This window comes from Rothia sp. CCM 9418 (assembly GCF_048512825.1).
Classification (GTDB): Bacteria; Actinomycetota; Actinomycetes; order Actinomycetales; family Micrococcaceae; genus Rothia.
In genome coordinates this window covers 272223-289944 of sequence record NZ_JBLXXX010000002.1, presented here as the reverse complement: position 1 = coordinate 289944, position 17722 = coordinate 272223, and the positions used below count along the sequence as shown (strand labels likewise).

15 protein-coding genes are annotated in these 17722 nt (G+C 45.4%); 10 read left to right on the top strand and 5 right to left on the bottom strand.

Annotation, left to right across the window (positions count from 1 at the left end; genetic code table 11):
• Positions 1 to 9: 9 nt before the first annotated feature.
• Entirely contained in the window at positions 10 to 522 is a 513-nt protein-coding gene (locus ACN083_RS04055) for an Rv3235 family protein (protein WP_419101540.1), read from the bottom strand.
• 49 nt (positions 523 to 571) lie between these two features.
• A complete protein-coding gene (locus ACN083_RS04050) occupies positions 572 to 1387 on the bottom strand; it encodes a LysM peptidoglycan-binding domain-containing protein (RefSeq protein ID WP_419101539.1) in 816 nt (271 codons plus the stop codon).
• A gap of 153 nt (positions 1388 to 1540) precedes the next feature.
• On the opposite strand from ACN083_RS04050, the gene ACN083_RS04045 reads away from it, so the two are divergent.
• Positions 1541 to 2092, top strand: a complete 552-nt coding sequence (locus ACN083_RS04045) for a hypothetical protein (protein WP_419101538.1) — start codon at positions 1541 to 1543, stop codon at positions 2090 to 2092.
• A 3-nt stretch (positions 2093 to 2095) separates the two neighbouring features.
• On the opposite strand, the gene ACN083_RS04040 is transcribed toward ACN083_RS04045, so the two are convergent.
• Positions 2096 to 2320 (bottom strand): helix-turn-helix domain-containing protein, encoded by a 225-nt coding sequence (locus ACN083_RS04040; protein ID WP_419101537.1) that lies wholly within the window; start codon positions 2318 to 2320, stop codon positions 2096 to 2098.
• Positions 2321 to 2558: 238 nt separating this feature from the next.
• Here ACN083_RS04040 and ACN083_RS04035 point away from each other — a divergent pair, with 238 nt between their 5' ends.
• Genes ACN083_RS04035 through ACN083_RS04025 form a run of 3 tightly spaced genes read left to right on the top strand, consistent with a single transcriptional unit; the run spans position 2559 to position 6166 of the window.
• A complete protein-coding gene (locus ACN083_RS04035; protein WP_419101536.1) occupies positions 2559 to 3197 on the top strand; it encodes an SAF domain-containing protein in 639 nt (212 codons plus the stop codon).
• 8 nt (positions 3198 to 3205) lie between these two features.
• Positions 3206 to 4576, top strand: coding sequence for an AAA family ATPase (locus ACN083_RS04030; protein WP_419101535.1), 1371 nt, complete (start codon positions 3206 to 3208; stop codon positions 4574 to 4576).
• 60 nt (positions 4577 to 4636) lie between these two features.
• The gene (locus tag ACN083_RS04025) at positions 4637 to 6166 is read left to right on the top strand and encodes a sensor histidine kinase (RefSeq protein WP_419101534.1); all 1530 of its coding nucleotides are present in this window, start codon (positions 4637 to 4639) and stop codon (positions 6164 to 6166) included.
• A 112-nt stretch (positions 6167 to 6278) separates the two neighbouring features.
• On the opposite strand, the gene ACN083_RS04020 is transcribed toward ACN083_RS04025, so the two are convergent.
• On the bottom strand, positions 6279 to 6527 hold the full coding sequence (locus ACN083_RS04020) for a WhiB family transcriptional regulator (RefSeq protein ID WP_419101533.1): 249 nt from the start codon (positions 6525 to 6527) through the stop codon (positions 6279 to 6281).
• A 264-nt stretch (positions 6528 to 6791) separates the two neighbouring features.
• Here ACN083_RS04020 and ACN083_RS04015 point away from each other — a divergent pair, with 264 nt between their 5' ends.
• The gene (locus tag ACN083_RS04015) at positions 6792 to 7154 is read left to right on the top strand and encodes a hypothetical protein (protein ID WP_419101532.1); all 363 of its coding nucleotides are present in this window, start codon (positions 6792 to 6794) and stop codon (positions 7152 to 7154) included.
• Here the strand turns inward: ACN083_RS04015 and ACN083_RS04010 are convergent.
• Entirely contained in the window at positions 7138 to 10899 is a 3762-nt protein-coding gene (locus ACN083_RS04010; protein ID WP_419101531.1) for an FtsK/SpoIIIE domain-containing protein, read from the bottom strand. The genes ACN083_RS04015 and ACN083_RS04010 overlap by 17 nt on opposite strands.
• Before the next feature lie 349 nt (positions 10900 to 11248).
• Here ACN083_RS04010 and glf point away from each other — a divergent pair, with 349 nt between their 5' ends.
• The 5 genes from glf (at position 11249) to ACN083_RS03985 (ending at position 17716) form a co-directional block, all read left to right on the top strand.
• On the top strand, positions 11249 to 12436 hold the full coding sequence (gene glf, locus ACN083_RS04005) for a UDP-galactopyranose mutase (RefSeq protein ID WP_419101530.1): 1188 nt from the start codon (positions 11249 to 11251) through the stop codon (positions 12434 to 12436).
• A 3-nt stretch (positions 12437 to 12439) separates the two neighbouring features.
• A complete protein-coding gene (locus ACN083_RS04000; protein WP_419101529.1) occupies positions 12440 to 14455 on the top strand; it encodes a glycosyltransferase in 2016 nt (671 codons plus the stop codon).
• Positions 14452 to 15336: an ABC transporter permease gene (locus tag ACN083_RS03995; protein WP_419101528.1), complete on the top strand. Its 885-nt coding sequence runs from the start codon at positions 14452 to 14454 to the stop codon at positions 15334 to 15336. The genes ACN083_RS04000 and ACN083_RS03995 overlap by 4 nt, the downstream gene beginning before the upstream one ends.
• Before the next feature lie 6 nt (positions 15337 to 15342).
• Positions 15343 to 16125: an ABC transporter ATP-binding protein gene (locus tag ACN083_RS03990; RefSeq protein WP_419101527.1), complete on the top strand. Its 783-nt coding sequence runs from the start codon at positions 15343 to 15345 to the stop codon at positions 16123 to 16125.
• Between the two features lie 346 nt (positions 16126 to 16471).
• Complete coding sequence (locus ACN083_RS03985) at positions 16472 to 17716, top strand: CpaF family protein (protein ID WP_419101526.1); 1245 nt, start codon at positions 16472 to 16474, stop codon at positions 17714 to 17716.
• The last annotated feature ends 6 nt before the right edge of the window (positions 17717 to 17722 follow it).

Below are 17722 nucleotides of genomic sequence, written 5' to 3'. Positions count from 1 at the left end.
CCACTTGTTTTATGCAATTTCTAGAGCTGTGATTTTCCATTTGGAGAAAACTTTTTCCACTTTCATGGCTATGGCTCGTACTCGTGTCAGATCTTCCATGATGAGACACACTTCAAAGGTATCTGTCCGTACTTTTTGTGCTTTAGCACGTCGGGGTTTAGGTAGTTGTGTTTTGGGTGTAGCAAAAGGCTTGATACGTGTTCTGGTGTTCTGCTGCCGTAGGAGCTGTTGGGTGAGCTGCGCTCTTTGCGTCACTCGTTGATAGCATTCTTGGCTAAGCCAGCGCGCAATGTGTTGCGGTGGTCGGCGCCCTGCAAAGACTTCAAGGATTGCAACGCTAATACCTGCACACATAATCTCGATAGCTTTACATTCTGCGTTACTTGGATGAACAGGTTTTTTAGGGCGGAAGTTGATGTTTTCTTCTTGAGCTAAGGCCTGTCGGAAACGTTCGTATTCTTCTGCTGAGATGACGGTAAAGCGTTGTTGGTTTGGCGTGGATTCGGGGTGGTGGATGGCCATGATATGTCCTTATATCGTCGTTGGTATATAGGTGTAAGGTGGGGTGCTTTTAGATGCTGGGAAGAACGAGTATTTCTCCGGGGTATATGGGTGCTTCATAACCGCGTAGGCGTTCTTGATTATGTTGGTAGATGCGGTAGCTATACTCCATGGTGTTACGAGGCGTTGCTTCTTCTCCTAAATATGTTTGTGCAATGCTCCAAAGGGTGTCTCCTTTGCGAACAACATAATCTTTTGAATCGCTTTTAGGCTCTGCATTTCTTGTCGATGTGGTGACGCCAAAGAGCGGTGTGAGCGGGACATACTCTTTTTCTGACGTTGAGAGTACGACATGGTGCAAAGGGCTATTTTGGGTGTGGCGGACAGAAGACGTTTTTTCTGGCGAATAGTGTTGGGAAGCCTTTGAGGTAAAGAGTGTCGTCAACGGTGCACTAACTGGTTCGTGCTCTAGAGGTTTTAGATGGTCTTGTTCTACACAGGTGATAGCGGTTGCTGTCGGGTTGGGGGAATATGCCTGTGCAGGAGTGCATATAATGCTGACACCAAGAAGCGCTAGTGAACAATTTTTGAGACAAGTAGGTATCCACGATGGAAGGTTGAGATACCGTTGATGAGTTTTCTGCTGGATACGGTATGAACGCAGAATACAGAAGATACTGGTGCACCACCAAAGAAGAACTAAGCCACTTAGACAAAGGACGAGTTGAAGATATAGATAATCACTGCGTGTTGGCTTTGTCGTGGATAGTGCTAGAAGAGAACAACAAATACTGCATGCTGCCAGGAGAGGTGTTCCAACGCTCAGAAGGTAATCAGTTTTTGAACAGCTCGTTGGAAGCTTAACTAATGTTCTCGCTTGATACATAAAAACCTCTTATCATATCGTTTGATGTTGTTTGATACATCTAGATAGAGTATGTACTGTTTTTATGCAAAAAGTAAAGAGTTTTAAATAATTTTTCATAGAAAATAGAAAAATAATCTCATGTAACATCGAAGATGGGATATACAAGTATCAATGGAAAAAATTTTTAGAGATTATGAAGCACAGCTCGACTCTCTGCGACAGCAAGAGCTAGAATCTTCTGCGCATGAATTGCAACGTGCAGAATTTGCGAAAGTCCAGCAACTAGATCGTTTAGCGGCTCAACAAGGAAAAAATATTCGTATTTGCTGCAGCTCATCTATCTCATGGAACGCTGAACTTGAGACTGTCGGTAACGGCTGGGTGCAGCTACGCTCGGGTACAGAAAATATACTCCTGCCCCTGCGTTCTATTATGTGGTGGGAAGGAGGCAACCATCATGCGCAGGTCGATACCGGAACTCTGATGCGGAAACTTAACTTTTCTTATGCGTTTCGAGCGCTCAGCATAGCTAGAACACCCCTACGTATTTTTCATCGCGATTTTGTGACAACAACTGAAGGGACGATTGAAAAAGTAGGACTCGATTTTATCGAGGTAGCCTTACACCCCTTAGACGGGCAATATCGTTCAAGACATATTACAGGTATGCGAACCGTTGGGTTAGAGAATATTGGGGCAGCCTGTTCTCTGCGCAGTGCGTAGGGATTAAAACGATGAGGCTATCTGGTGATGTTCAATAGCTTGTTCAGTCTTCTTATACGCTTGAGCAATATATTCTTCGAGTTTGACGTCTTCGACTCTCCATTGGCCTCGTCCACCAATTTGTATGGCAGGAAGTTCACCTGAGCGTACGATAGCGCGTGCCTGAGCTAAGGAAATATTGAGGATTTCTCCAACTTCTGTCAGTGTATAAAAACGTTGCTTAACCATAGAAGTATCCTTGTTGACGTTTGAAGAAGGTGATAGTTGTTCATTACTATAACCCCTTATTCGTGTTCTTTGATAGTAAACGTTCAGATATGTTGCCTTTTGACTGACACAAGGAGCTTTATCCACAGTTTCATAGTAAAGAAATGAAACTTTCGCTTTTGAGATGCTAAGAATCTGAAAATTCAGTAGGCTGTTATCCGAATCCCAAAACCTCCTAGAGAACTGATAGAACTCCCGCATGAAAACAGACCCAAAAGCTTCTAAAACACTTACTTCACGCCTACAAAAACCCGGTTTCAAAGACCCGAAGCTGCTGATTGGGCTCTTCCTCATTCTGCTCTCGCTCACAGGAGTTATCGCCGTCGTCAACATATCAAACCAAACAAAGCCCTATTGGGTCACCACCCGAGAAATCTATGTCGGAGAAGAAATCACCGAAAAAGACCTCAAAAAAGTAGACGTTCGCCTTAGCGAAGCATCCTCACAATATCTCTCTACCGACGAAAACGGGTCAGCGCATATCGCAACCCAATTTATTGGTGCTCATCAGCTCGTCCCTAAAAACTCTCTAGGAGAAGCTGAACAAAATGACCGTAAGAAAACAACCATCGTTCTTGACGCCACCGTCGCATCAGGGTACAAAGCCGGAGATCTAGTAGACGTTTGGGTTTCCTCGAAAAACGAAAACGGTAACGGATACGCAACCCCCGTGCGTCTCATGGAACAAGCTGAAATTGCCCGTATCAATAGTGAAGATTCCGTTCTCGGATCAACCGGAAAGACTGCACTGCAACTACTTGTGAGCGAAGACGTCTTATCCTCTATCCTTCACGCCACATCTAACGACAGCAAAATATCGTTAGTTCCATCTTTCTAGGAAAAACTATGAATATCCCCGTAGTCGTTTTAGGTGATACCGCTGGACAATACATCCAAGCAATCGAACGTCAACGCGGCGCCATCAGCGTTGTGCGACACGTTCAAGAGCTCAGTGACCTCATCGGCATCGCACACAGCGGTATTGCACGTGTTGCCCTGCTCGTCAGCGGATATGAAGATCTCACAGCATCTTTAGTGCATCAGCTCTCCGAAGCTCAGGTCATCACCCTCATCATCGTAGACCCCGGAGAAAGCCGCCATATTGCCGGGGCGCATACCATCAGCTCTCTAACCGAAACACAAGAACTTCTCAAACATATTGAGCACATCACCTCTACAGAAGACCACAAAACACACAATAACAACCACATAGAGACTGAAAAAACCCAGATAACTTCTCAACACAGAACTGAAGAAGAACCCCAACCACAAACCTTACACCACGCAAAAATTCTTACCGTCTGGGGTGGAGCAGGCTCACCCGGGCGATCAACAATTGCCACAAACCTCGCAGCCTATGCAACCCAAAAAGAAGAAAAAGTATGTCTTATCGATGCTGACACCTACGCCCCAGCTGTGAGCGCGCTCTTAGGAATGTTAGAAGATTATTCTGGCTTAGCGCAGCTATGTCACCTTGCTGATAGAACAACACTAGAGGCAGAAAATATTCACGAAATCATAAGTACCATCAAAATTGAAGGAGGATACCTCGACGTCGTCACCGGAATTACCCGCAGCGACCGCTGGCCAGAAATCCGCTCTCAAGCTTTTGAACTGTTGCTCACAACCCTGCGCAAGAACTATGACCTCATCATTATTGACACAGGATTCTGCCTAGAAGAAGATGAAGAAATTACCTTTGACGGGGTAGCACCAAGTCGTAACGCCGCAACCCACGTCGCCTTAGAATCTGCAGACAAAATTATTCTGCTTGGTAGCGCTGATGTACTAGGAATCCCCAGACTCTTACGTTCATACGAAGAACTTCAAGACTTCCAACAACGACGGAATCTCGAAACCGCCACCGATATATGGGTCAACAAAGTTCGCTCAACCTCAGTTGGAAATCATCCTGAAGAAAAAATATTACAAGCATGGCAACGATTTGGCCCTGAAAAACCTATCAAAGGTTTCATCCCCTACGAACCGGCTATCGTCGATAAATGCTCTCTCTCCGGGAAAACCGTTGTTGAACTATCCTCACAATCTCCTATAACGCAATCAATACGCACCATGCTATCGGAACTGAGTACACCTGAAGAAAGCTCTAAAAAAGATAAGAACCAGGAAGAACCTACACTAGTCAGTGTTAAGCGCCATGACGACAGTCCAGAACCTCCGAAAAAACGGTGGTGGAGGAAGAAAAACTCCACCTAACAGGTGGTATCGTCATGTGTGTAGATAACCAAGACGAGCTGCACATCAAGGGGCAGAAGAATGCTTAGAGAAGCCACCATCTATTCTGAGAACCTTAGTCCACGAGACTCTGAATGGCTACATTTACTTCTTGGCGACTGGCAGATTATCGCTGATGCTGCACACGGAGACCTCGTCCTGTGGTTACCTCAAAATATAGAACCGCCACATCAATTCATTAGCGTGGCGCAAGTACGTCCCTCCACCGTACATACACTGTTTCACCGCGATATGGTGAACAAAGCAATGTATGAAGACCTCATCCCTCATGCAGAGAAAGCATGGCTTCATAAAACTGTCGAAAAATTTTCTCATGTGCTTCCAGAAACTGGTACGCGAACCAACACCTGTATGGTGCCTCTTGTGCGAGAAGAACGTGTTATCGCCCTATTGACCGTTCACACTGAGCTATTTGATGCGCGTATTCCGCCCAAAGTTGAATTGATGTGTCAAAAGTTTTCTATGGATCTTTTACAAATGGTGACTCGCGGAGCGTGGCCCGAGTTTACAGCTCCCGTAGGAAGTTCTCGTGGCAACCCACGAGTTAGTGACGGGGTGATTACTCTTGACGCCGAAGGAAAAGTACTTTTTGCGTCCCCCAACGCCGCCTCAACCTATAAAAGACTAGGCTTAGAAGAAGAACTAGAAGACACGCGTCTTGTCGATAAAACACGAGAACTCATTCCTTGTAGCGAAAAAGCAGACGAAACTCTTCCCCTAGTGCTGACGGGCAGAATGCCATGGCGTGGTGAGGTACGAGCAAACAATACAAGCGTGACTTTTCGTGCAATTCCGTTCCGGCGTCCTACCGCACTTGGCGAAGAACGATACGGCGCAGTGCTACTATGCCGTGACGTTACGGAACTGCGCCGGCGTGAATTAGAGATGATGACCAAAGACGCCACCATCCGAGAAATACACCATCGTGTTAAAAATAATCTTCAAACAGTTTCTGCTTTACTCCGTTTGCAATCTCGTCGCATGCACACCGAAGAAGCTAAACAAGGTCTTGAAGAAGCTATGAGACGAGTAGCAACTATCGCGTTAGTACATGAGACTCTTTCTCAAGGGCTGACTCAAAGCGTAGATTTTGATGAACTAATTCAGCGTCAATTTCGTTTTGCCGCAGAACTCGCATCTCCCGGACAAGAAGTACGAACCGTCCTTGAAGGAACTTTTGGAGAACTGCCGAGCCAATTCGCCACCCCACTAGCGCTCATTATCAACGAAATTGTTGCTAACGCTGTTGAACATGGATTAGCTGGTCAGGCAGGAACTGTCACCCTCCGTGGGGAGAGGGGACATAACAAAGCCCATGAAGATACTTTAAAAATTACGATTACTGATGACGGTATTGGTATGGGAGATAGGAGTATTCCAGCTTCAGACAACGCAGGTTCTTTAACGATTAGCAATGATGAGGGACTTGGCATGCAAATTGTTCGTACTCTTGTCGCAAGCGAATTGAACGGATCTATCCGTTGGCGTTCAGCTGAGCCAAGAGGCACTGAGGTCATTATCGATGCAGTCCTTATCGACGCAGGTGCATAGCCTGCCATCGCCCAATGGGGGAGCAGTCCTTTGAGGTCCTCATAAAAAACGAGGTTTCTTATCTCTAATCATTGATTAGAGATAAGAAACCTCGCTACTAGATGCGGTATGTTTAGGAAGCCCTACGAGCTCGGGCGACACGTCGTTTAATGGCACGGCGCTCGTCTTCGCTTGTTCCACCCCACACACCAGAATCCTGGCTAGTTTCGATGGCCCACTGCAAACAGGTGTCCATAACCGTGCAGTTGCGGCACACCGTTTTAGCTTCTTCAATTTGGAGAAGAGCCGGACCACTATTTCCTACGGGAAAAAAGAGTTCCGGGTCTTTTTCCAAACAAGCAGCACGGCTACGCCAATCCATGAGCACGTTCTCCTTATAGACCTGAAGCACCCAACTAAGAGTTCAATGATGCTTCTACAACAAATCAAGGCCCCTAACGTTAGGGGCCATATCAAACCTCAATAAGGTTCGCACGTAATGAACTCATAGACAAGAGTTTTAACCGGAAAAATGTCAATAAAACTTGAGTGTTCTATCACAGAGCGTAAAAGGGGCTCTTCTGAGGGACCTAAAACTGAGATAGGATATCATCCGGTTAATAGTTCTATAACGCAAGGAGCCCTGATGCTAGAACATCACGCACCAGCAGCTGTTAAAACAGTTTCAGCGCTGGTCTTTTTTCAAGCTCTATGCATCAGCATATACGCCATATTACTGACTGTCTTTGCAACAAACCTTACCATTGGGTTACCTCTGACTCTCTGCTTCATTGCTATTGCAGGGTGCCTTGGATGGAGCGCTTACGCACTTCTACAGGCTCGTAGATATGCTCGTTCGATGATTCTTGTATGGCAACTATTTATCATCATTATTGCGGTTCAAGCCGTTATTGCTTCGGGGCATATCCTCGCTCTTTTAACAGTTCTAACTGCTGGGATAAACATCATCTTATTATTTAGCTCTACGGTGTCTAAGTATCTTCAGTAGCCAGAGGCAACTGGCAACAGAACTGTTGGTAAGGTTCTATAATCACTGCTCTACCTGGAGGTATCTTGCCCTCTGTCATAACGTTATAGGGTAGTCGTAGTTGCGGGTAGAACTGTAGCTCAGCATGTCCCTGCGGCTGTAGAAGTATGCCTTGTTTCGCCGTTTTACACGCTAATGCTAGTGGCGTATGAGACCAACGAGGTTCTGCACTATAAACACAGAATATATGCTGAGCTTGAGCACTAAAATCTATCAGTATGTTCTGTGCTTCTGCGCTAAGGTAATGGGCGTCATCAACAAAAAGAATGAGTTGTTCTGGCTCTGATATTTTTTCTAAAAGTTCCTTAACCTCTTGAACAGACCCCACTTTTTGCCCATGAATGAGCAAACTATCATAGTCTCGGTTGCTATTGTGGAGCACCCTGAGCGCATTTGTTTTTCCACTGCGAACACCCCCGACAATAGGAGTGTATTGTCCGGATTCTATTGCAATAGATACAGCATCTTGCGTAGTGCTCATACCAACAGCTAGGTGTTTATCATCTGGATAATGGGAAGAATCCTTGAGACCCTCTTCCCATCGTTCCCAACAGATATGCTCCGGAACCTGCGTAAATAATGGTCTTGCTATAGGAAGTTCTTGTTCTAATTCTTCATAAGAACAATAGGAGGGGTAGAACAACCCTGCTTTGACGTTTTCTGCTCCTTTGATACGGTGCAGTGCTTCGCCTTCTACCGTGAACTGTTCAGAACCTGGTACGGGGTAATGGCGTTGGTGAGCACGTAACGGATCGTGTTCAACAGTGTGTGCCGAATACAAGGACGTACGTGCAATGTTAGAGAATCTGCCCTTTAACATCTGATGTGCAGTGACTAATACTGTACGTTGCGGTATCTGCTCGAGCAATAGCGCAAGAATGAGATTTTCTAAGGACCGTTCGCGAGTATAATTTTCGAGCCAAAGGTCAAGTGCGTCAAAGAGGATGACTTGCGGACTATCCTGAGGTGGATGTTTCATAAGATATTCGATAATATGGCGCAAAAATTCTGGGTCATAAGGGCTTGTCAAAACTGTAAAACGTGGTGTCTTTCCTTGTCCTTGAAGTGCTTTCATCTTTTCATAAAAGCGTGTATCTGCCGTAAACACGTAGAGTTCAGCACCCATCTGTGCACCTTGTCTGAGGAAAGAATAAAGATGCGTTTCTTTTTCATCAGGTGCTCCGATAAGAGCATAAGTTCCTTCCTCCGAACAAAACTGTAATCTATGGTGTGCCCCTTGAGCAGGGAGCTCTAATATTCCAGCAAAATATTCCTGAGGGCGAGAATTCTTGTAATGCAGACTATGTTTTTCGGGGCTTGGAAGAATGGGGCTAGTGAAAGTTTTCTCATCTTCAAGATTTTTTAGATAGCTACGGAGTATCGTGTCTTCATCATGGCTTTGTTCGGCAGGGAATGGATACTGATATGAAGAGCCAACATATTGGATATGTAGGGGTGGTTTCGGAGCGCTCGCCGGAACGTCAATAGATACCCCTTGAAATGGCAGCAGCTGTTCGTCTGTCTGGTAAATAAACCCTGCACCTGGTGTTGAAGTTGATATTTTTGATGCTGCATCACTATTAATAAGACTCATGGATTCTTGCGCCGACGAAACGCGAAGACACAATGTGGTCGTGATGTTTGCTCGAATATCTGATGCAACACTTCCTTGCGGTCTTTGGGTTGCGAGAATGAGATGAACACCTAAAGAACGCCCAATAGTAGCAAGAGTAACGATATGCGCATGAGCCTCTGGGTGGGCGTCTATGAGCATTTTGTACTCATCAATAACGATGATAAGTTCTGGAAGTAGCTGAGAATTTGGATCATATTGGCCGATGTAATCGCTATAGGAACTAACACCTAACGTTGCAAAGTATTCTTCTCGGCGTTGTAGCTCCGCCCGTATGAAAAGAAATGCTCTTTGCACGCTAGATGAGTCAAGATCTGTTAAAAAAGCTCTTGTATGCGGTATCTGCGCAAACGGGCTAAAAGTACTTCCCCCTTTGAAATCGATGAGGATAAGCCCAAGACGTTCTGGAGCATAGCGGTAGACCATTGATAGGAGCAAAGCCCGCAGCAAATGTGATTTTCCAGAACCTGTGGTTCCTGCAATAAGCCAATGCGGACCATCCTGATTGAGCCCTAGGTAATGTTCTTTTCCGTCAACAACTCCGATAAGTACTTCAATCTCTAAGGGAATTCCTCCCTCAGCTGTTTTATTCGTGGAATTTACCTGTGTAAAGAGAGGGAAAGACTCAATACTGCTAGATGAGATTTGACGTTTATATTGTGTATGTTGTTGCAATTGTCTGCTAATAGAGTTTGCGAAGGACTGGATGCTCATCTGGTTGGCAAGTACTGTTATAGCTTGCTGGTCGTGTTCTGGTAATTGTCGGGAGAAACAGTTCGGGACATATGCCGTTAGTAGCGGAGTATAGGGGTTTTGTTGTCGCAGAGTAATGCTTTTTTCTGAGGTATATGGGGTCGGCGAGAGGGTCTTTTCCGTAGTGCAGATGAAGAGATAATTTTTTTCTTTTTGCACACGATACGGTTGTTCTGACGAATAAATTGCAATAACCCACGGCTTATGAGGGGTCTTGGTGTCTGTATCTGCTATCAGCGTCAGTGCTTTTAATAGTGCATATTCTTCAGGATATTCGTGAATAAACTCTGGTGTGAAAACAATGGCGTGTTTGTGTTGAGAGCATATTTGTATGAGTAACGAACGTAGAGTTCCTGCCGCGGTATGCGTATAGATATGGACGGTATCTTCTTCGTGGTATCTCAAAAAGAACCCGATATCATGCATAAAAGGTAAGCGTGTTAGTGGTGCGCTCTTGTGAGTTAGTGCTGCGTAACGCTGAGTTTTTCCGATGCACAAGATTCTTGGCTGATGTTCAGGACGATAACCAGGACATCCTGCATGATGGACATTATTAGATTGTTTTGCATCTTCTTGTGCTTTGTTTTGTATAAATTCACGGTATTGCGTGTTTTCGTGTCTGCTCTTGACCCAATGCACACCCATGAGCACAGAAGTCGCGGCTGAAAAGAGCAGAAAAATCCATGTATGCATTAACCACGCGATGAGTACTCCAATCGCTAATGGCAGGAGAGTCATCAATGCGCGTTGCAGAGTATGCTTGGCAGTTACTGGTGGCGTGATTTCAAGAGGAGCGAGAATCTCGGGTGTGAGAGTACTATGCCTGCACGATAAATCTTGAGTTAGTACACAGAATGAATTACCAATCCGGAACGGGGTATTTAGAGATAACGGGATGGCTGGGCGAGATTGGTTATGAAAAAATAGCTGTGTAGGCGAAATCGTTATTTTCCCGTGATGCGGGGATAGAGCCATATCTTTGATAGTGATATCGCAATCAGAACGTCCTATAATGTATGTGCCACGTGTTAAGGGGTATATCATGCCGCAGTCTGGTCCGTTTTCGACACAAAGATAACAGATAATCTTTGATGGGTGAGGAGTCTTTTCCGGCTGAGTGCTTAGGATAGTTCCAGAAGGCAATGAACTAATATCAGCAACTTTTGAGAGAGCAATATTGTGAAGATATAGTGGCGGTACCTGCGAGAACTGTTCTAGAACGGTTTGTAATGACGCCCCACACGTGTCTTCGGTAGTTTCAACATAGATAGGGGTATACGTGCCACTGATGTGGTGATATATCAAGAAAAAGCGCTCCATAGGTTCATTAGAGCTGCTGACACCAGAAGGGCTCAATAGCCCATCATAATATGTGGATAACTAAGGTCGTATCGGAGAATTTCCTGAAAGTTTTCCCCAAAAATAAGACACATTTTGATGTACACACCACTTTTTGACGGAATAATCATTTTCAAGTGAATGAACCACTACGCGAACACGAGAGATACAATAGAAATTCAGGTAGTTTGTTTACTGAATGTTTTTGTTGATATGTCTTTTAATAAAAGCATCATAAGAACCACCCGTTGTAGCGCTGTTGAGGGCTACGCCAAGATAATAAAGAAAGCTTGAGCGGCTCATAACTCAAGCGAGAAGTACAGGAGTATTTGTGAACGCTGATCTTGTTGTCGTAGGTTCAGGTCTTTTCGGACTGACAATCGCAGAGCAAGCCGCTACTGAATTGGGACTGAAGGTTGCGCTTCTGGACCGTCGTTCTCACATTGGCGGTAATGCATACAGCGAAAAAGAAGAGCGCACTGGCATTGAAGTACACCGATATGGTGCGCACCTATTCCACACCTCAAATGAACGTGTTTGGGAATACGTCAACCGTTTTACAAAGTTCACGGATTATAAACACCGCGTATACGCACAGCATAAGGGCATCGTTTACCCCCTACCTATCAACCTAGGAACCATCAACCAGTTCTTCAACGCCGCATACTCTCCCACAGAAGCTAAGGCTCTCATCCAAGAACAAGCTGGAGAATTTGCTGGAACAGACCCTCAAAATCTTAACGATAAAGGTATTTCCTTGATTGGTCGCCCTCTATACGAGGCATTTGTTAAGCACTACACTGCAAAACAGTGGCAGACTTCCCCCGAGGAACTCCCCGCGTCTATTATTTCTCGTCTTCCTGTGCGTTATAACTACGATAACCGCTACTTTAGCGATAAATATGAAGGTCTTCCTGTAGACGGTTATGCTGCATGGTTAGAGCGTATGGCAGCACATCCAAATATTGAGGTTCACCTGAACACGGACTTTTTTGAAGACGGACATGAGTACTCCCGTTCAAAAGTTCTTGGGCAGATTCCTGTTGTCTACACTGGCCCTGTCGACCGATATTTCGATTACGCAGAAGGTGATTTGTCCTGGCGTACTATTGATTTGGAAGAAGAAGTCCTCGAAATGGAAGATTTCCAAGGCTGCGCTGTCATGAACTACTCCGATGAAGACGTTCCCTACACCCGTATCCACGAGTTCCGCCACTTCCATCCGGAACGTGACTACACCAAAGATGCAACCGTCATCATGCGTGAATTTTCTCGTTTTGCAGAAAAAGGCGACGAACCGTATTACCCCGTTAATACTGACAACGATCGTCAAAAGCTTCTTGCCTACCGTGATCTCGCTGCGGGGGAGAAGAGCGTACTCTTCGGAGGACGTCTTGGAACTTACAAGTACCTTGATATGCACATGGCTATTGGCTCTGCACTATCCATGTTTGATAACAAAATTAGACCTCACTTCGAAAAAGGCCAGAAGATTGTTTCTGGCGGAGTCGAGGTATAAATGATGAGCACTGAAACTGTAACGATGAAGACCCTACAACGTGTCATCTTCCCAGAACGAGACCAGACCGATACGATTCCGCTATACGTAGATTCTGGTATCGCAACCGGCGTGCAACTTTCACACGTCTCAGGGGCACTTACCTCGAACGATTCCTTAGATACCGTAAAAACAACAGAACGTACCGATTCTGCGCATCTCGGTTCTCAGGTATCAGAAACTCAGATTGAGGATTTTATCGGTCGCGGTTCTACCTTGATTCGTTCTGGAACACGACTTTCTTTCGCCACCTACTTCAATGCTTTCCCCGCTTCTTATTGGAAACGTTGGACGCCTCTGACCTCTGTGCGTTTGCAAACTCGTACGAACGGTACTGGAACTATCGTTGTGTATAAGTCCAATGCACGCGGGTCTATTCAGCGTGTTGATTCAAAGAGCCTTTCTGGTAAAGAAACTACAGAATTCGATTTGACGCTTAAACCCTTTGGTGACGGCGGCTGGTACTGGTTCGAGCTTATTGCTAGCGGTGAAGATAACCTGATTCTTCACTCTGCTCAGTGGTTAGGTGAAGATAACGGTAAAACTGCAGGGAAAATTACTTTGCAGATTACCACTATGAATAAACAAGACTTCTGCCTAGATAACCTACGTCTGCTGGCAAAAAATCCAGAAGTTTTGGAAAACCTTCAAGAAATTCTTATCGTTGACCAAGGTAACCAAAAACTTCAAGATGCTGAAGGCTTTGAAGAAGTTGCAGCGCAGCTTCCTGGAAAACTGCGCATCATTAATCAAGGTAACTTGGGCGGCTCTGGTGGTTTTGCTCGCGGCATGTATGAAGCAGTAGAAAACGGTAGCGACTACGCCCTTCTACTAGATGACGACGTCGTCGTTGAACCAGAATCTATTATTCGTCTACTCACTTTTGCCGACATGTGCCGTAAACCTACTATTGTGGGTGGACACATGTTTGACCTCTACAACCGTACGGTCTTACACACCTTCGGTGAAGTCGTAAACCGCTACCGTTTCCAACCCTCATTACCTCACGCAGATCAGTTCCTTGGACATGACTTCTTGCACGGTAGCTTACGCAACACCCCATGGTTGCATCGACGAACCGACGTCGATTACAACGGTTGGTGGATGGACCTTATCCCAACGCAAGTCATCAAAGAAATTGGTCTTTCTCTACCCATCTTCATCAAATGGGATGATGTGGAGTACGGTCTAAGAGCTAAAGAAGCTGGATACCACACTGTATCTCTACCTGGTGCAGCTGTTTGGCACGTCTCATGGGCAGATAAAGATGATCTTGTTGGTTGGCAGGCATACTTCCACATTCGTAACCGCATCATCACTTCATTGCTTCACTCACCTTATGAGCGTGGAGGAAAGCTCTTACAAGAATCTTCGTTTGCGGATGTGAAACATCTTATTTCGATGCAGTACTTTACCGAGCATGGAAGAATTATGGCTTTACGCGATATTCTTCAAGGCCCCGAACAGCTACATACGATTTTGTCTGAGCGTCTTCCCCAGATTCGTGAACTTGTACAACAGTACTCGGATGCACAATTCAAAGAAGACATCGAGTCCTTCCCCGAACCAAAGATGCATAAGCCTCCGCGTAATGGCCGTGGTTTTGCGCCACCATCGTATAAGAGCTTAGTTCCTTGGGCTGTTAAAACCCTTGCAAAGCAGATTGTCAAACCGGTTGAAGATACATATAAGAACCGCCCACAGGCACATATTGCTCACCTCGATAACCGTTGGTGGCGTATGTCCCAGTATGATTCTGTTTTGGTTTCTAACGCAGAAGGTTCTGCCGTTTCATGGTATAAACGTGACCCGCAGCAGTTGCGCTCTAAACTTGTTGAATCAACAAAACTGACGGCACAGATTCTTAAGAGCTGGCCTCAGCTACGTCAGCAATACCGCGCAGCTGCTACTGAATTGACTTCTTTTGAGTCATGGAAGAAAACGTTTGATCAACATACTGAATCTGAAATTACTCGATGAAAAAACTTGCTGATATTCCTTTAAGCGTTCCGGGCTCAGGTCGCGGTCTACGCGATATACCATCCCATAAATATCTTCTTAAACTTCTTGTTGATAAGGAGATTCAGGTTCGTTATCGCGGATCTGTGTTAGGTATTTTATGGTCGTACATTAAACCTGCCGTGCAGTTTAGTGTTTTCTATATTGCCCTTGGCGTGTTCTTGGGCCTAGAACGAGGAATGCACAACTACGCCATCTACCTCTTTTCTGGAATGGTGATTATTAACTTCTTCTCCGAGGGGTTTAGTAATGGTGCGCGGGCGCTCATCGCTAATGGTGCTTTGATTAAAAAGATTTACCTACCGCGTGAGTTGTTCTCTGTCTCAACAGTTTGGGTGGCACTAATACATTTTGTTCCGCAAGTGGTAGTGCTTTTAGTAGCCTGTTTTTTTGCAGGCTGGTCACCAGATGTGAAACAGCTCGGTGCGGTTATCGTCGCCACGATTATCATTATGATTTTCTCTTCGGGGCTGGGGCTGATTTTCGGCGTTGCCAATGTTTTCTTTAGAGATTCTGAAAACATCGTTGATATGTTATTGATGATTGCAACGTGGATTTCTCCTGTGCTGTATTCGTGGACGATGGTGCGTGACACTCTTTATCCATGGGTCATTAACCTTTACTTGCTGAACCCTGTGACTATTGCTGTAGAGCTTTATCACTATGCTTTTTGGATGCCAACTCTTGATGAAACAGAGCTGGCATCTTCGGTTGCTGCACAGATTCCACCTCATCTACTGACGTTTTGGACGCCTGTAGCGATTTTAGTGTCGTTGTTCTTCTTGTGGCTGGGAGATATTTTCTTCCGTCGTTGTGAAGGCAACTTCGCTCAGGAGCTCTGATTATTGATGAAAGTTAAAAAGTTTGACTTACCTCCAGTCAACCCTCACGGCACTGTAGTCATCCGCATTGATAGGCTTATCAAACGTTTTGTGCTGCGTCATACGCGTTCCATGAAAGAAGCTTTTATTTGGCTTGTCAGCGGACGTAAAGGTGACCTGAACGAAAAGTTTAATGCCGTCAACGAAGTGACTTTCGATATTCGTGAGGGGGAGCGTGTTGCCTTATTAGGTAAAAACGGTTCTGGAAAATCTACCATGCTTAAGCTGATATCTGGTGTGATGGTTCCTGATTCTGGCCGGGTGCTGACTCGTGGACGTATCGCAGGACTGATTGAAGTAGGCGCAGGTTTTCACCCTGACTTGACCGGACGCGATAACGTCTATTTGAATGCCGCTATCCTTGGTATGAGCAAAGACGAAATTACCGAAAAATTTGCCTCTATTGAAGAGTTCGCAGAAATTGGTGATTTTATGGATACTGAAGTGAAGTTTTATTCTTCAGGCATGTATCTTCGACTTGCTTTTGCGGTAGCAGTACACACAAATCCAGAAATTTTCTTAGTTGATGAGATTCTTGCTGTTGGTGATGAAAAATTCCAGAAGAAGTGTCTGGAACGTATCCGCCAGTTGTGTTTGGCGGGAAAGACTCTCGTCGTGGTGAGCCATGAGCTAGATATGATTTCAAAGATTTGTGATCGTGGCATCATCATGGACGGTGGACATATGGTTTTTGACGGGCCTGTTGACGATGCCGTGAAAATTATGCGCGGTGAGAGTCTCGACTCCTAAACAATAATTTCATCTTGTGATAGATATTCATGCGGGTAACCTCGGGCAGGTTACCCGCATGTTTGCGTTATGGCAAGGGATAACGTTTTATTACTTCTTGTGGGGTCTTCTGTAGACAACTTAACATGTTTATTTCTTGAAAGAACTCTTGACTAGCACTTTCATTAAACGTTTAGTGAAAATTAGTGGGCCATTTGGGTAAAAACATATGCTCCAAGGTGCCCAAAAGTCTTCAACTTATCCACAAAAATAATATTTAGTTGAAATAAAAATGTTGTAGATTTAGATTTTTTATGTCTGAACTGATGTTTAGGCTAACCACTGCCATACAAACGCAAAGAAAACCATGCACCTAACACAACAACGCAACTCAGGGCATCAAATCCTTGAAGACGATGTTCGAGAGCTCATCCGTGAAAGTGGAATTGACCCTCTCAACAACACCCAACAAGCGCATCAACTCATCGATCAAGCTCTTAACGCTTACGAAACACGCATGGTTCGTGGAACTCTCCCACGCATTGAAGATTTGACGAACGCACGACAATGGCTCATCCACCAAATCTGTGGGTTTGGTGCGCTACAGCCATACCTTGAAGACCCCAGCGTTGAAGAAATTTGGATTAACTCTCCCAGCGAAATTTTTGTTGCTCGAGCAGGCGAATCTGAACTAACCGGAATAACACTCAATAGTGAACAAATCCGCTCTCTCGTAGAACGCATGCTCAAAATATCTGGACGCAGGCTAGACCTCAGCACACCCTTCGTCGACGCCTCATTGCCCGACGGTAGCCGCCTGCACGTGGTCATCCCCGACATCACCAAGAAACATTGGAACGTCAACATCCGAAAATTTATTGCGCGCGCTAGAAGCCTCAACGACCTGGTCCGTTTAGGGTCATTGAACGCCGCTGCCGCTCGATTCCTTGATGCGGCTGTCGCCAGCGGACTGAACATTCTCGTCTCCGGTGCAACGCAAGCAGGGAAAACAACCATGCTCAACTGTCTTTGCTCAAGCATCGGAGCACGAGAACGCGTCATCACCTGCGAAGAAATCTTTGAACTCAACGTCCCACTACGAGACGTCGTTGGTATGCAATGTCGGCAAGCTAACCTCGAAGGAAAAGGCGAAATACACCTACGTAGGCTCGTCAAAGAAGCGCTACGTATGCGCCCTGACCGGCTACTCATCGGAGAGGTCCGTGAAGCAGAATCCCTCGACATGCTTATCGCGCTAAACTCTGGTCTACCAGGTATGTGCACCATCCACGCTAATTCTGCACGAGATGCCGTCACCAAAATGTGCACTCTACCCCTTCTTGCAGGGGAAAATATCTCCTCGCAATTTGTGGTTCCAACCGTTGCATCCTGTTTTGATCTCGTTGTGCACTGCACAAGAACACGTCGCGGTCAACGCCACGTTCAAGAAATTATTGCGCTAGGAAATCGCGTAGAAAACGGGATTATCGAAACAAGCACTATTTTTAAACGAGACGGAGAAGACTTCACCTTATACGCATCTGAACTACCTGCAGCAGAAAAGTTTGCTCAACAGGGTTACACCTTTGAGAACGTACTAGGGCAAAGCTAAGGAACT